The organism is Candidatus Izemoplasma sp. (assembly GCA_036172455.1).
Taxonomy (GTDB): domain Bacteria; phylum Bacillota_I; class Bacilli_A; order Izemoplasmatales; family Izemoplasmataceae; genus JAIPGF01.
The window spans coordinates 238688-255072 of sequence record JAXKVY010000002.1; the positions used below are offsets into that span (position 1 = coordinate 238688).

9 protein-coding genes are annotated in these 16385 nt (G+C 35.3%); 3 read left to right on the plus strand and 6 right to left on the minus strand.

The window, feature by feature from the left end:
- The first annotated feature begins 138 nt into the window (after window positions 1-138).
- Together UMR38_03775 and UMR38_03780 are read left to right on the plus strand one after the other, a co-directional pair.
- Window positions 139-5484: a hypothetical protein gene (locus UMR38_03775; GenBank protein ID MEC9484978.1), complete on the plus strand. Its 5346-nt coding sequence runs from the start codon at window positions 139-141 to the stop codon at window positions 5482-5484.
- Window positions 5485-5507: 23 nt separating this feature from the next.
- The gene (locus tag UMR38_03780) at window positions 5508-5855 is read left to right on the plus strand and encodes a cupin domain-containing protein (GenBank protein MEC9484979.1); all 348 of its coding nucleotides are present in this window, start codon (window positions 5508-5510) and stop codon (window positions 5853-5855) included.
- 11 nt (window positions 5856-5866) lie between these two features.
- Here the strand turns inward: UMR38_03780 and UMR38_03785 are convergent, their stop codons facing one another.
- From UMR38_03785 to gmk, 4 genes are all read right to left on the minus strand, one after another.
- The gene (locus UMR38_03785) at window positions 5867-6745 is read right to left on the minus strand and encodes a DMT family transporter (GenBank protein ID MEC9484980.1); all 879 of its coding nucleotides are present in this window, start codon (window positions 6743-6745) and stop codon (window positions 5867-5869) included.
- Between the two features lie 102 nt (window positions 6746-6847).
- Entirely contained in the window at window positions 6848-11290 is a 4443-nt protein-coding gene (locus UMR38_03790) for a PolC-type DNA polymerase III (GenBank protein MEC9484981.1), read from the minus strand.
- 90 nt (window positions 11291-11380) lie between these two features.
- Window positions 11381-11593 (minus strand): DNA-directed RNA polymerase subunit omega, encoded by a 213-nt coding sequence (gene rpoZ / locus UMR38_03795; protein MEC9484982.1) that lies wholly within the window; start codon window positions 11591-11593, stop codon window positions 11381-11383.
- A gap of 2 nt (window positions 11594-11595) precedes the next feature.
- The gene (gene gmk, locus UMR38_03800; GenBank protein ID MEC9484983.1) at window positions 11596-12216 is read right to left on the minus strand and encodes a guanylate kinase; all 621 of its coding nucleotides are present in this window, start codon (window positions 12214-12216) and stop codon (window positions 11596-11598) included.
- Window positions 12217-12345: 129 nt separating this feature from the next.
- Here gmk and UMR38_03805 point away from each other — a divergent pair, with 129 nt between their 5' ends.
- Window positions 12346-14010, plus strand: a complete 1665-nt coding sequence (locus tag UMR38_03805; protein ID MEC9484984.1) for an NFACT RNA binding domain-containing protein — start codon at window positions 12346-12348, stop codon at window positions 14008-14010.
- 18 nt (window positions 14011-14028) lie between these two features.
- Here the strand turns inward: UMR38_03805 and thrS are convergent, their stop codons facing one another.
- Together thrS and UMR38_03815 are read right to left on the minus strand one after the other, a co-directional pair.
- A complete protein-coding gene (gene thrS / locus UMR38_03810) occupies window positions 14029-15948 on the minus strand; it encodes a threonine--tRNA ligase (GenBank protein MEC9484985.1) in 1920 nt (639 codons plus the stop codon).
- Window positions 15941-16258, minus strand: coding sequence for a MazG nucleotide pyrophosphohydrolase domain-containing protein (locus UMR38_03815; GenBank protein ID MEC9484986.1), 318 nt, complete (start codon window positions 16256-16258; stop codon window positions 15941-15943). Before UMR38_03815 ends, thrS begins: the two co-directional genes overlap by 8 nt.
- Window positions 16259-16385: the final 127 nt, after the last annotated feature.

The following is a 16385-nucleotide window of genomic DNA, read 5'->3' on the forward strand; positions in this document are numbered from 1 at the left end:
TTCTGTAAAACTCTACGATATAATATAAATGAAAAGTGTAATATACATCACGAATACATAGATTTGGTGTGTATTGTTTTTTTATTTAAAATTTTTATGAAATAATAGATATGTACAAAAAAATGTGAGGTTGATGTTATGCCACAAGGATTAAACTACGAACTATATTTTAATATTGCATTCTTTGGTGTCATTGGACTAGGCTTCTTAATCGGGTATTTTCGAGGGCTGAAAAAGACATTGTACAACTTAATTGTGCTTGTTCTTTTCTATGCCTTCTTTTTTATTACGATTGATGCCGTTGTCGATGCCCTTTGGGTCTTAGAAATGCCAAGTGTCTTTGATATGGCAGCGCCCTATGTTCCAGAACTTTCCGGTGTTACGACACTCGGTAATGCCGTATTTACACTTGTAGAAACATATGCAGGTAGCTATGTTGGTGATACAATGAGCAATGATGTATTCATCTCGTTTGTCACGGGAATATCGCTATTTGTTGTGAAGATAATATATGCGATTGTATACTTTACTATCGGACAAATTGTGTTCCGCTTTATCGCGTATGTCATTCGTGTCTTATTCTTCTCAGGAAGCAATAAAGAGGTTATTCTAGACTATAATGGTGAAGAACGTACATTAAAAGGCAAAAAAGACCATAAAAAGTACCGCAAGGAAGAAAAACGTCATCGGAAAGACATGAAAAAAATGGTTAAACAAATGTCACGAAAAGAAAAACGCCAACATAAAAAAGATCAAGCCAGACTGGCTAAGGATCAAAAGAAATTTGCGAAAAAACAAAAAATCAAAAAGAAAAAACCATTACTTGGTGCGTTTGCCGGTGCTGCAAAAGGTACAGTAAGTGCGTTTGTTGGGTTGATCATGCTTGGTGGTATGCTAAATATCACAGAAAGCTTCTTAGTCTTATTACCTGAAGAAACAACTCAAACAGCCCAAACCATTGAAACAATCTATTTGGCCAATGATTATAATCCATATGATCCCCTATATCAAAACAATATCTCGCCTGAGCCGATGGCGACAGGTTTAATTGATATCCCAACAAATATGCAATCGACCATTACAGAAACACGTAATATGATTGATGGCTACAACAACAACCTATTTGTTGAATACGCTTATAAAGTGACTTATACGGATGAAAATTATAATGCCCAAGTACCGTTAAACTTATATTTATTTGACACCGTCTTCTCTTTCTATATAGAAGAAGATAAAGTTTTATTACGTAATGAACTTGATACTATGGCTGAAACAGCCAATATTTTACTGAGTTCAGATTATAGACAAACAAACGATATCAGTGACATTACAGGTGATGAAGTCACAGCTTTATTCGTTACCTTATCTGAAAGTAAATTTGTCACATCAATGATTCCACTGGGAATTGACATTGCAAGTGGCTATTTTGAAACCCCATTAGAGATACCAACTGAGGATTTATATGCCATTGATTGGGCGAGTGAATTATCTACTTTGGGTGCAGTAGCCGGGACTGGTTTTGATTTAATCAATACGGCCGGCATTATGAATGATGATACAGATTTAACTACTGTCACATTAGATGGTACAGAAGTCAAAGACTTATTCGATTCACTTAGCCAATCAGAAATAGCGACACTAGCTGCCTACGTTGCTCTCGAGCCATTATTAGAACGTCAAAGCGGACAATTAAGTGCCGTTATCACGGTACCACAAGGCGTGACATGGGAAAATGAATATCAAGCTTTTGGTGAAGTTGCTAAAGCCGTATTAGATACGAATATTACTGTAGGTCAACTTCAAGCAGGGGATCCGAATGTTTTAATAGGTGCTTTATCAGACATGGACTTCACCGTTTTACTACAATCAGAAATTGTAAGCCACGCACTAAAAAACATCTTTGATGGAACCGCAGGTATTGAGGGACTTGATGTCATTGTTGTACCCGATGGTGTGAATTGGTTTGATGTGTATGACAATGATGGCAACTTACAAACTGCCGGAGAGTTACGTAATATATTAGAAGCCGTCAATGCCATTACTAATGTGGCAGAAGACTTTGACTTTAATAATATTAGTCTCGATGTCATCGCAAACTTCGATGACCCAACAATTGATACCATCTTTGATTCAGAATTACTGGTTGCGACGATTAGTGATTTCTTACTTAATATGGATTTAGGAACCACACCATTAATCATTCCTGACAGTGTGTTAGATGCGAATAACTATTTACTCGCGTCAGAACTTAAAAACGTGGCAAGTGCAGCTACAGTTCTTGTCAATGATTTAGCGTGTGATGAAGGTGACACAGTCTGTGAAGAACAAGGCTTTGATATTGCCAAAGCATTTAGTTTAAGCGACACCTCTATTAATACCTTAACCACATCAGATATTTTATCCGCTACGATAGGTAATATTATCATCGATCAAGGTGGCAGTATTTTAACTGTGCCTAACAGTGCATTAACCACAATTAGCGTTGATGGTGTCAATCAAGATGTTGTCAGTAAAACTGAAATCAGCAAATTATTCCAAGCAGTGGGTGTTTTAGGTTTCACTGACCTGGAAAATATGACATTTGATGCCTCAATTATACAAAATCTTGGCACAGACGCTGATCCTACCATTTTAGACACAACAAAATCTAACACACTATTTGACTCAAAGCTTGTCCATGCGACGCTCTCACAAATGTTATTTGAACAAGCAGAAGGCGCAAGTGCAATATTGACTGTCCCTTATTTCACAGAAACAGGCGGAAACGTCATTATTGAAGATACACAAGATAGCCTAAACTATGTTGCACAAGCAGAATTAAATGCCATGCTGCAAAGTTTATTAACGTTGAATATTACTGATTTTACCGCTGTCGATAGTTTAGATTTAACTGAAGTCATTGCAGATGCAGATACCTTATTAGATTCTTCCATCTTACATGCGACTATTTCAAAACAAATCTTTGATTTAGGCACTGAAACGATTAAAGTCCCATATGAAGACGTTGATACGAATCCAATCCGAATTACTGTCGGCGATACAAATGATAGTACCGATACTGAATATATTACTGAAGATGAAATAATCGCTATACTAGATGCATTAGAGATTCTTGGTATTACAGACTTTGATACATTTACAGGATCAATTGATCTTGCTAGTATTACAAGTGATCCTAATAATATTATTACAATGCTAGATAGTGCAACATTGCATGCGACAATCTCGGATCAATTAATCGATCAAGATACCGCAGGTAATATCTCAATACCACATTTTGCTGAAGATAACAGCACAACTATCCGTTTACTCGTTGGCCCAAGTGGTAATGAAACAGAGTTTATTAGTAAAGATGAAATAGAAGCTATAATAGATGCCCTTAACATTTTAGGATTAACAGATGTTGGGTCATTTGATGGTGCGATTGATCTAAGTACTATTTACGACCCAGATGCCACAACTCCTGTGGATAACAGAAGTGAGTTTCTAGCATCTTCTACCATTCAAGCAACCATCTCTAAACAAGTCATTGATTTAGAATCTACTGCCACAACGGCATTTGTTGTTCCTCATTTCGCAGAAGATGACACAACAAAAATACGTGTTGCTGTCGGAGATCCACTGAATAATACGGATACAGAATATATTACTAAAGCAGAATTAAGTGCTGTATTTGAAGGCATGGATTTACTCGGTATCACAGACGTGACATCATTTAATGGAAGCATTAACCTAACAACATTCTTTGATGAAACAAAACGTAATACCTTATTAGCATCATCGACAATGCAAGGAACTATTTCTAAACAGTTGCTAGATTTAGGTGATGGAACATTACGCATACCATCTACAGATATTGACAGTGTTGCTGTTAAAATAGATGTTGGAAATGCAGGAGATAATACCGACTTCACCTATGTTTCTAAAACTGAAATAGGGGCGATGTTTGAATCACTTGAAGTACTTAATATAACCGATATCAATTCATTTACTGGTTCAATTAATCTATCAAATATATATGATGATACAAATCAAGATGTATTATTAAATAGTGCCGCTATGCATGCAACTATTACAAAACAAATGGTTGACTTAGGCGATACCTTCTTGAATGTTCCGGATGTAGATGTGAATAATAATGTCATTCAAGAAACAGTCAATAGTACTTTATTTATTGTAAAGGATGAAATCAAAGCTACCATTGAAGCATTAGAAGTCTTAAACATTTCGGATATAGGAAATGTGGATGGAACATTTGATTTTACCTTAATCTCTAATACAACTAATCAAGATATTTTACTCGGCAGTGCTTCTATACACCGTACAATCACGGATAAAGTGATTGCTTTAGATGACACAGATAATCTTGTTATTGTACCAAACTATACACAAGATGGGGAAACTGTTGGTAATGAAATCCGATTAACTGTTGCGCCTGAAGAGTATATTATTAAAGAGGAAATTAAAGCGCTTATCGATGCCTTTACAGCAATGGGTTATAGCAACCTAGACACCTTTGGTGCTGAACTTAATTCAAGTGAATTCTTTGCTGAAAGAGATACGATTTTACTCTCCTCAATACTTCAAGCTACTTTATCAAACAAACTCTTAAATACTTCAGGGGGAGATACCTTAGTTATCCCTGATGTAAACGTGAACACTAGTGACACAATACGTATTGTACAAACGGATGTCACTTATGTTAATAAAACCGAAATTGATGCGATTATGGATGGGTTAGAAGAAATGGGATTAACGGACTTTGGCGCTTTAACATTTGATCCTACAACCATCTTTGCGGCTGACTTTAATATCGTTTTAACAAGTGCTTCACTACAAGCAACCATTTCAGGTAAAATTTTACCTACTGCAGGGGATGAAACAACACCAGTTGGAACAACAACATTACTCGTTCCAACAGAATTTAGAGAAGCAATCCATGTAAATAGTGTTGGCGATACGCACATTGAAAAAGTTGAACTAATACGATTGCTTGAATCGCTAGAAGTCCTTGGTGTTAGTGACTTTAATGGCGGTATGAATGCATCGACTATTACATCAATGAGTGACACTGATTTAACGACTTTATTAATTAGTTCTAGTGTTCATACAACACTCGATAATATGTTAAGAGGAAATGCTAATATTGCTTCAGACATTCCTGCTTTAGCAGAAAACACATTCAGTTATGCCGGTACCCTAATAACTAGAGATGAAATTAAATACTTTATTCAAGCTACACAAGAAGTAACCACTGATTTCACCAGTGTATCATTCGACTTAAGTACGCTAAATAGTCTAGATGCAGCTGGACAAGATACAGTTGCAACAAGTATGATTGTTAGAAATATAGTCACACCTGAAATCGTTGGCCCATATGAAACAATTAATGGTGCTGATAGTTATCCAGATACTGAGTATATGAATAATGATGATACAACATTCTTAACCAAAGATGGTGTTCTCAACCCAGTTACACCTTAAACACATCTTACAGGAGGCAAATAATGATTATTAATCACATTAAACAAACACAAACTAAGCAAATTGTTAGTGACTTAGTTAAAGATACATCAATTCAAGTTTTAGTTGGTGAAAAAGAAGGGTGGGATAGCCATGTTATGCGTGTACTTACCGTTGAAAAAGGTGGGCATACACCAAAACATGAACATCCTTGGCCACATATTAATTATGTCCTTGAAGGACATGGTTCTTTACAGATTGATGATAAACTACATCCATTAAGTCCGGGATCCTACGCTTATGTTGATGCGAACACATTACATCAATTTAAAAATACATCTAACGAACCTTTTAAGTTTATTTGTATTGTACCAAAAGAAGGACACCAATAAAAAAGAGGAATCTAAGCTACTTGCTTAGATTCCTTTTCAGTTATATAAAGACCAATAATGATAATGAGTGTTCCAAATGTATTAAGTAATGTAATGGGATCATCTACTATTATGTAACTCATTATCATCGTGACAACAGGAACCATATAGATAAAGACATTGGTTTTAAATGTTCCAATTAAGGCAATCGCTTTATTCCATAAAAGAAAGGCAAGTGACGATGCTGCGATAGCTAAATACAAGACGCCAAATACTGTCGTTTTGTTTACTGTTTCCCAGATTAATGTCGTCCCAAAGAAAAGATGATAGGTGATTAAGACTAAGAAGGTATAGATAAAGACTTTACGCGTTTTTTGAATAATGTGATACTCTTCATAAACAGATGCTAAAAAGGCTGTATAAATTGAAAACATTAAAGCTGCTAGTATAGCTAAAAAGTCTCCTAAAGGTTCTATGCCTTTGACACCACTATTGCCAAACACAACAAACCCAACACCAACTAATGCCATGATTAAACCGATAATGTTTTTTAAAACAAAGTATGACTTATCTTCACGAAAAGAACTAATGATAGCTGTAAAAAGAGGGGATAAAGCAACTAACAAGCCAACATTACTTGGATACGTCATATCCACCGCGGTATTTTCAAATATAAAATATAAGCCTAATCCTAGACCACTTCCTAAAAACAAAAGTTCTGTTTTTATTGATGTTGGTTTGCGAAACTTAGGATAGATAATAAATAGAAAAAGCGTCGCAGTCAACAATCTCACTGTTAATATTTGTAATGGAGTAATATATTCAAGTACTAATTTAGTGATAACAAATGTTGAACTCCATATAGTTACTGTTGTCATCGCAAGTAAATAACCTATAAATTTATGTGTCATAAACATCACTTCTTTCAATACCGTTATTATATCAGGTTTTATCTCATTCTCAATACAAATGTAAAAGAATGGATACATTGATTGTAACCATTCTTTATATTATTAAAGATTGAATAAATTCATTTGTGAGTCTTCAGGTATGCCCTCAAAGACATCTAACATATCAAGTTTATTGAATAGTGTTTTTGATAGACTCGTTCTATTTTTTATATCTTCTTGTGTTTTAAAAGGGGCTTCTTCTCTTGCGGCAACAATGGATTGTGCAACTTTGAGGCCTAGTCCATCAACCGTGATAAACGGTAATAAGAGTTGCTTCTTATCATCTGTAATCTTAAACTCAGTAGCATCAGACGCATTAATATCAATTGTTTTAAAGCTAAATCCACGTTTGACCATTTCAAGTGCAATTTCTAAAACAGTGTAGACACGCTTGTCACGATCGGATGCACGATTACCTTGCTCATCAATGTCATTCATCCGTTTTCTTATTTCATATTCGCCACCTAAAAAAGCGTATATGTCATAGTCACTTGCGCGTTTAGAAAAGTAGGCACTATAGAATAAAATTGGATGATAGTATTTAAACCAAGCAATGCGTAAAGCCATCATTACGTATGCTGTTGCGTGGGCTTTTGGGAACATGTACTTGATCTTCCCACAAGACCAAATATACCAATCAGGAATGTTGTGTTGCTTCATAATGTCCTTATATCCATCCCACTTATCTGGTTGAAATTGTGCTTTTCCTTTACGGATAAACTCTGATATTTCAAAGGCGACATCTTCTGGCATATTGTTTTGGATTAAGTAGACCATAATATCATCACGACATCCGATAACGTTTTTAAATGGAATCGTACCAAATCGTTGATTATGACCTGTAACTAGGTCTTTTGCATTGTTAATCCATACATCTGTCCCGTGTGATAATCCACTGATTTTTACTACATCAGCGAATGTTTTTGGTCGTGAATCTGTCAACATATCACGGACAAATTTGGTTCCCATTTCAGGAATTCCAAAACTTGCGACTTCACTATTTAAATCCTCTTTAGTCAGTCCAATGGCTTCTGTCGAGTTAAGCATTCCATAAATATGAGGATCATCTAATGGGATATCTCTTGCGTCTGTAAATGGAAAGTCAATAGGGTGTTCTTTGACATAATCCATTAAGTAACGAATCATTGTTGGATCATCATGTCCTAAGACATCTAATTTAAATAAGTTGTCTTCAAAACTGTGATAGTCAAAGTGCGTGGTTCGCCAATTACTTGATGTATCATCAGCTGGATATTGTACTGGAGTAACATCATAAATCTCTTTATAAGTTGGCACGACAACAATTCCGCCAGGGTGTTGACCAGTTGAACGTCTAACACCAGTAATTCTGGTGGCGCTACGTTGAATTTCGGCGCTACGCATCGTCATATTTTTAGACTCAAGATAGCCTTTGACATATCCAAACGCTGTTTTTTCCGCAACGGTTGAGATAGTTCCTGCCCGAAAGGCGCGTTCAACACCGAAGATTTTACGTATATATTCATGTACTATAGGTTGATATTCACCACTAAAGTTTAAGTCAATATCTGGGACTTTATCGCCTTTAAATCCTAAGAAGGTTTCAAAAGGAATTGAGTGTCCATCTTTGTGAAGTTCTTCGCCACATGCAGGGCAAATTTCTTTAGGCAAATCAAACCCTGTATCATACCGATCAAGGATTGCTTGTAACGTTTCTTCTTCTTGTGATAACCCATAAGTCATTTTTTGTTCTTTGGTCATTTTAAATGATGAGAAATGACATTTAGGACAGACATAATGTGGAGGCAAAGGATTCACTTCTGTAATATCCATGAGTGTTGCGACTAATGAACTTCCAACTGATCCACGACTACCGACTAAATAGCCTTCGTCAAGCGATTTTTTAACGAGTAAATGAGAGATAAAGTAGACTGTAGAGAATTTATTTTCTGTAATACTTTTAATTTCTTTATCTATTCGGTCTTGAACAAGTTTTGGAACATCATTACCATATATTTCTTTCGCTTTATCGCTAACCATTTTGATGAGTTTATTTTCAATAGATGGTATGCCTTCTAACGCTAGAAAATCATCGTTAGGGGCATAGAGTTCTTTTTGGAATGCCTTGACAAATTCAATTTTGTTGTTAATTAATTGGGTATTTTCTACGACGATTTTATGTGTTGTTTCATCATTTAAAAATGGAAAGGCATCAAGCATTTCATTGGTTGTTCTAAAATACTGACTTGGAATATTTTTAAAATTCGCAAGTGGGTGTAAGCCACCGCCAACGACAGGTGTTTGAACATAGATGTCTCTGTACTTCTTCTCACTTTTCAAGACATGGTGAACATCTCCTGTAGCGACAACGGGAATATCTAATGTCTCGCCAACTTTTATGATATTTTCAATGGCCGTTTGAATGACAGTATTTACATCATCCATGCGTTCTTCTAAGTAAAGATAATCTTCGAATGGTTGTACTTCTAGAAAATCATAATACTTCGCCGCTTCTAATAAATCATCATATGGTTTATTTTTTGCTATCTCAAAAAGGTAGCTATTCATGCAGCCACTACCGACAAGTAATCCGTCTCGATGGTGATCTAAAACTGATTTTAGTAGCCTCGGTTCTTTATGAAAATATTTTGTGTTTGCTAAGCTGACTAATTTATACAGGTTTTTTAATCCTATTTGGTTTGTGACAAGTAAATTAATATGGCTTGGAATAGCATGTTTATAGCCGTCACTCCCGTCACTTAACATATTCATTTGATTAACATTCAAAATGCCTACTTCGCGCATATGCTTTAACATATGTAAAAAGATTTCAGCGGTAGCTTTTGTATCATAAATAGCTCTATGGTGACGTTCTAGATGAACTTTAAAATAACGGCTAACAGCCTTTAAATTAAACCGTTTCAAGTCATCACCAAAGGCATTTCTTGCAATCTGCAAGGTATCGACTGTCGGTAATGGGCCATCATATAAATCATGATCTTTTAGTGATTGATAAATGAATCCCATATCAAAATGGGCATTATGCGCTACCATAATCGTTCCTTCAAAGAATGCTTTAAATTTAGGAATAACCGCATCAATTGTCGGTGCTAAGGCAACATCCTTATTTTGAATTGAAGTTAACTTAGTGGTTAACATACTGAGTGGTTGTTCTGGATTAACAAACATTGAGAATTCTTCAACAATTTGATTGTTTTTAAGTTTCACTGCCGCAATCTCAATAATTTTATCATGTAATACGCTGAGTCCCGTTGTTTCAATATCAAATACCGTATAGACAGCCTCAGTTAAGGGTAAGTCTATTGGATGTTTAATGACATCAAGTTGCCTTTCATCGATAAATGATAATTCACATCCATAGATCGGTTTAATCTTCTTATCTTTCGTGGCGTTATATAATTCAGGAAACGATTGTACCGTTCCGTGATCAGTCACAGCTATCGCGTCATGTCCCCATTTCTTCGCTGTTTTCACATAATCTTTCATCGATGTAATACCATCTAATGTCGACATTTTAGAATGTAAATGGAGTTCAACACGTTTTTCTTTAGCTGTATCTTGACGTGGGTCACGTGTAACAGTGTGATTACTTCTTTCGATTGTAATCGCTGTGACAGTGACTTCTTTTGAATACTCATCAAAAGAAGCTATTCCGTTTATTTTGGCAAGCATGCCAACTTTTGTTTGTTTCATAAAAGCAAGCTCGTCTTGATTTTTAACAAACTTTTTAACATAGATTGAGTCATTATCATTTGAAATAATCCACGTAAATAAATGACTTTTTTTACGTGTTACAAAATGTTCGATGTGCGTTATTTCACCTTCAAATGCCACTTTGGTGTTATTGTGCATACTTTTATATTCTATAAGTTCTTGTTCCGTAATCGGTATTTCTTCAATTTGATGTGTAATTTTCCGAACTTTCCCGTCGTTATAGGACATAAAACGCATTGGTTTTTCTTGTTCAATCGTTTCTTCACTTTTGATTGAAAAGTCAGATGCTTCTTTGCTGATTCTATCTTTAATCATCGGTGATTTTTCGCATATCCGTGTGGCTAAAATAACGTCAAATCCATAACGTTTAAGTTCTTTTTTAATCTCGTATAACATATTCGTTACAAAAGTCCCATCTTTAGGGCATATAACATTAATTTTATTGTTTTCTTGTTCGATTTTAAAATCTAAAATTGCATTGAAACGCGGACGTTCTTTTGCGAGTTTTCTTAAGACATAATCATAATATGATTCGATATGATCATGATTGGGTTCTTTATATTCTAATAACAATTCTGTCTTATCACAGTGTGAAAGGTACTTTGGTAATTTTTCGAATCGTTTTTCAAATGTTTCTAAATGTTCAATTGATAATGGTGCATTAAAACGCACACGAAAAGACCAACAACTGTTAGTCTCATTTATCGTCACATCTTCGAGTGACCCTTGGTATATATCTGTTTGTTGATGTAAGTCTAGTTGCTCTAAAAGCACACGAAATTCTTTGTTCATAATTTACCACCTGTTTTGTGCTAATTCATTATACCATTTTTTAAGGTTAAATTGTATATCCACATAAAAAAAGTAGAATGATTTCTACTTTTATTGTTCAAATTCAATATCGATTTTTCCTTCTAATATTTCTTCAAGCGCAATCCCAACCGGTTTGCTACATTTGTGTTCGATAGTCACATCGTCAAACTCTTTAATTTTCTTTGCGCGTTTTGCTGATGCATATGCTAATTTGTACTTCGAATCAATCTGTGTTAATAAATTATCAATTGATGGGTAACGTAATCCATCTTTGTTTGCCATGTTTAATCAACCTCCAACATCTCTCTATACTTATATATGGCACGCTCTGTTTTAGCGTGTTCTGCACGGATAATCGCAATTATACGATCGGCCGCATTCATCACTTCATCATTTACAACAATATAATCATATTTATGTGCAAGTGGGAACTCACGTTCAGCTTTTATCATACGACTATCAATCGTTTCTGGATCTTCAGTTCCGCGTCTTAATAAGCGTCTAAATAATGCTTCTTTATTCGGTGGCGCAATAAAAATAAAGACGGCATCTTTAACTTTTTCTCTTACTTGCAATGCTCCTTGCACTTCAATCTCAAGGACAACTTCCTTACCTTGTTCTAATTGTGCATCAATTTTATCTTTTGGAGTCCCGTAATAATTCCCAACAAACTCAGCATATTCTAAGAATTGATCATTTTTTATTCGCTCTAGAAACTCTTCTTTGGATACAAAATAATAATCCTCGCCATCGATTTCCCCTTCACGTGGTGGGCGTGTCGTCATTGATATAGAGTAAACCAAATCATGTCCTTCCATTTCGAATAACGCTTCCCTTACTGTTCCTTTTCCGACCCCTGAGGGACCACTAATTACAATCAATAACCCACGTTGGTTGAGTTTCACATCGTGTCCCTCCTTTAAGACATACTAATTTATTATATATGATAACACTAAACACATAAAAATGTAAGGTTTATGTAACATTTTTTTATTATTTTTTCATCGTGTGTTATAATACCTATGGTGATTTATATGAGTTTTGATGGAAATGTTGTTCATTCCTTAGTAACGGAGTTTAAAGAAACGATAGAAAATGGTCGAGTTAATAAAATATATCAGATTACAGATACCGATTTGTTGTTTTTTATCCATACCAAACAAGGAAAACAAAAATTATATATTAGTGCATCTCCAAACTATGCACGCATACATTTAACAGACTATAGTTATGATAAACCGTCCCACCCTGGTACATTTGGGATGTTTTTAAGAAAACATTTTGATGGTGGCGTATTAACAAATATTACGCAGGTAGATAATGATCGTGTGATTATCTTTGACATTTCAAAGCGTAATGAATTAGGGGATTTTGAAGCCAAAAAACTAATTGTCGAGGCAATGGGAAGACACAGCAATATCATAGTTACAACAAAGGATAACACGATTTTAGATGCGATAAAACATGCGATGCCATTTGATGGTAATGATCGTACAATCTTTAGTGGCGCGACTTATGAAACGCCAAAAACCAACCAAGTGAATCCTCAAAAAGGTCCAGGCGATTTTTTCAACAATCCTGACCATTTTAATCATAAGAAAATTCGCCAACATTTTATGGGATTTTCACCGTTAGGTGCTAGAGAAGTTTTACACCGCTATGAACATAGCGATCAATCCATGGATGATATTTTTAAAGATTTTATGTCCCCAGGGCAACCTGAAATGGTTAAAACTGAGAATAAAGATTTCTTTTATTTTACTAAGTTATCTCATAAAGAAGGAAACCATATCCCAAAAGAGACAATGAATCAATGTGTTGATGACTTTTATCACAATCGAGATCACCATGATAAAATTCGCCAACAGGCAAAACACATCATCAATTTAATACAACGTAAACAAAAGCAGTTGAAACACAAAATTGAAAAACTTAACTTACAGCTTGAACAAACAAAAACGCGCGACGAGTATCGCATAAAGGGTGAATTGATACAAGCATTTAGTCATATGATTGCCAAAGGGGATCATCACGTTACAGTTGATAATTACTACACAAACGAGCCCTTAACAATCGAACTTGATAGTCGCCTCTCACCTATTGAGAACAGTAAAAAATACTTTAAACGCTATAAAAAGATGAAAAAAAGTATTCCTTATATCAAAAACCAAATCACTGAAGCCCAAAATGAATTAATCTATTTCAATGAATTGGATTATCAATTAGATAATGCCTCGATAAAGGATATTGAAGAGATTAAGGAAGAATTGATTGAACAAAAATATATGAAACGACGACACCACAACGGTAAAAGATCAAAACGCCCTCAATATGATACCTATATTGATGATGATGGCATCCAGATTTTAGTCGGTAAGAATAATAAACAAAACGCCTATATAACCCATAAAGTTGCGCATTATACCGATGTGTGGTTTCATGTGCAAAATGCGCCCGGTAGTCATGTTGTAGTTAGAGAAACATTCCCTCTTTCAGAAACAACAATTAGAACTGCCGCACAACTCGCAAGTTACTTTTCAAAAATGAAACACTCCTCAAGTGTCCCTGTAGATTATACCTTGGTAAGACATATTAAAAAGGTGCCTGGTCAACTCAATAGTTTTGTGACCTATACCAATCAAAAAACAATCTATATAGATCCTGATGAAGCATTGATAAGACAATTAGAAAAAAAGTAGGTCAGAGACCTACTTTTCTTATGCTTTATCCTTAATTTCTTTTTTAACAAGCGCAATAAATTCATCAACCGTAACGGTAGTTTGTTTTTTCTCACCATATTTGCGGTAAGTTACTTGGTTATCATTTACTTCATTGTCCCCAACAACTAACTGATATGGAATTTTTAATGTTTGTGCTTCTCTGATCTTATACCCTAGTTTTTCTTCACGTAAATCGAGTTCACTCCGTAAGTCTTCATCAATAAAACGATCGTTTAAAGCTTTCGCATACTCTGCGTGATATTCATTATTAACAGGGATAAGCTTAATTTGAACTGGCGCTAACCATGTCGGGAATGCACCTTTATATTGTTCTAATAGAATACTCATTAAGCGTTCCCACGTTGAGATGAGTCCTCGGTGAATAACTACTGGACGATGTTTATCGCCATCACTACCTATATAGGTTAAATCGAATCGTTCTGGTAATAAGAAATCTAGCTGAACAGTAGACATCGTAATGACATGTCCCATTGCGGTACGGACTTGGATATCAATTTTAGGTCCATAAAAAGCAGCTTCTCCAGTCATTTCGGTATATTCAATATCGTTTTCATCGAGTAATTCTTTTAGGGTTGCTTCTGCTAAATCCCATAATTTATCATCATCATGAAACTTACCTTTGTTTTTATCACGTAAAGCTAGTTCTACATAATCAATTTCAAGTTTTAAGTCGGAGATGGCTTGCTGGATTAAATGATACGCAGCTAATACTTCTTCTTTTATCTGATCACGACGGACAAATAAATGTGCATCGGTCAATGTCATTGCACGGACACGTTCTAGTCCACTTAATGCCCCGCTTGCTTCATAACGATGTTGGGTTACAATTTCTGCGTAACGAATTGGTAAATCACGGTAACTTCTTAAATCAGATTTATAGATTAACATATGGTGTGGACAACTCATTGGACGTAAAACAAATGTCTCGTCATTGCGTTCCATCACAGGGAACATGTTGTCTCTATAATGAGACCAGTGTCCACTTATTTCATAGAGTTTCTTTGTCCCTAAAACAGGGGTGCTTACATGTTTATACCCTGCTTTACGCTCTAGTTTATAGACATAATCTTCTAGCGCTTTACGGATGGTGTACCCATTTGGTAACCATAAAGCAAGGCCTTGACCCGCATCATTATTAAGATCAAAGATACGAAGTTCTTTTCCGAGTTTACGGTGATCGCGTTCTTTGCGTTCTTCAAGGACTTCTAGATGATGTTCTAAATCTTTTTTTGTAAACCAAGCGGTTCCGTATATACGTTGTAGTTGATTACGATCTGAGTCACCGCGCCAGTAAGCACCTGCAATGCTCAACAGTTTGAAATGACGAATATTTTTTGTTGAACCAATATGTCCCCCTCGGCACAAATCTTTAAATTCACCTTGTGTATAATAACTAATTGTTTCACTTGGGTTTAAATCGGTTATCAACTCTTGTTTGTATTCATCATCTTTGAATAGCTCAAGTGCTTCTTCCTTAGTACATTCATGACGCTCAATTGCGGTTTGTTCTTCACTAATACGATGCATGACTTTTTCAATTTTAGGTAAATCATCTTCACTTAATTGGGTATCTATATCAATGTCGTAATAGAACCCTTCACGAATAGCTGGTCCGACACCAAATTTAGCTTCTGGATATAGACGTTTGATTGCTTGCGCCAATAAGTGGGCCGCACTATGGTTCAATACTTCAAATGCTTTATCGTCTTTTTTAGTCACAATTCTAACATCTGCATCTTCTTCAATTGGACGGTTTAAATCATATAGATCGTCATTGACAAATCCAGCCACGCTGGCTTTTTTTAAACTGCTTGAAATATCGCCAGCTATCTCTTCTACTGTAATACCTTTGTCATACGCTTTTTGACTTCCATCTGGAAACGTAATATTAATCATTATTCTCACTCCTATTTCGTTTAAATCTTTGATCGTTAATGGCATCTTTTTCTAAAATTGCTTCTTCTAAATCGATGTCATAAATATTCGCAATATGATTGATGAAATGAAGCACATCATACAGTTCATGTTTGAGATTGGTTTTAATAGTATTTGTTAAGCCATGGGTAATTTCATTGTTAATTTCTTCACTTAACTCACCAATCTCTTCGAACAATTTTAAAACCACTTGTAATTTCTTTTCAGGATGATGGTCAACCATCTTGATATGTTTCTGTAATGCTTTAATTGTTAAACGTGGTTCTAACACCACACTCACCTCCAATAAATAAAAAAATCGTCCTTAAATATAAAGGACGAAATAATTTCCGCGGTACCACCTTAGTTCTAGAACTTAGCACTTAAGCTCTTAACGCGAGCACACGGAAGTCTTTTTC

What these genes read in the sequence shown, in the direction of transcription:
- thrS (MEC9484985.1), bottom strand. Translation starts at nt 15,948, where the DNA reads ATGATTAATATTACGTTTCCAGATGGAAGTCAAAAAGCGTATGACAAA.
- UMR38_03790 (MEC9484981.1), bottom strand. Translation starts at nt 11,290, where the DNA reads ATGAACAAAGAATTTCGTGTGCTTTTAGAGCAACTAGACTTACATCAA.
- UMR38_03805 (MEC9484984.1), top strand. Translation starts at nt 12,346, where the DNA reads ATGAGTTTTGATGGAAATGTTGTTCATTCCTTAGTAACGGAGTTTAAA.
- UMR38_03775 (MEC9484978.1), top strand. Translation starts at nt 139, where the DNA reads ATGCCACAAGGATTAAACTACGAACTATATTTTAATATTGCATTCTTT.
- UMR38_03785 (MEC9484980.1), bottom strand. Translation starts at nt 6,745, where the DNA reads ATGACACATAAATTTATAGGTTATTTACTTGCGATGACAACAGTAACT.
- UMR38_03780 (MEC9484979.1), top strand. Translation starts at nt 5,508, where the DNA reads ATGATTATTAATCACATTAAACAAACACAAACTAAGCAAATTGTTAGT.
- rpoZ (MEC9484982.1), bottom strand. Translation starts at nt 11,593, where the DNA reads ATGGCAAACAAAGATGGATTACGTTACCCATCAATTGATAATTTATTA.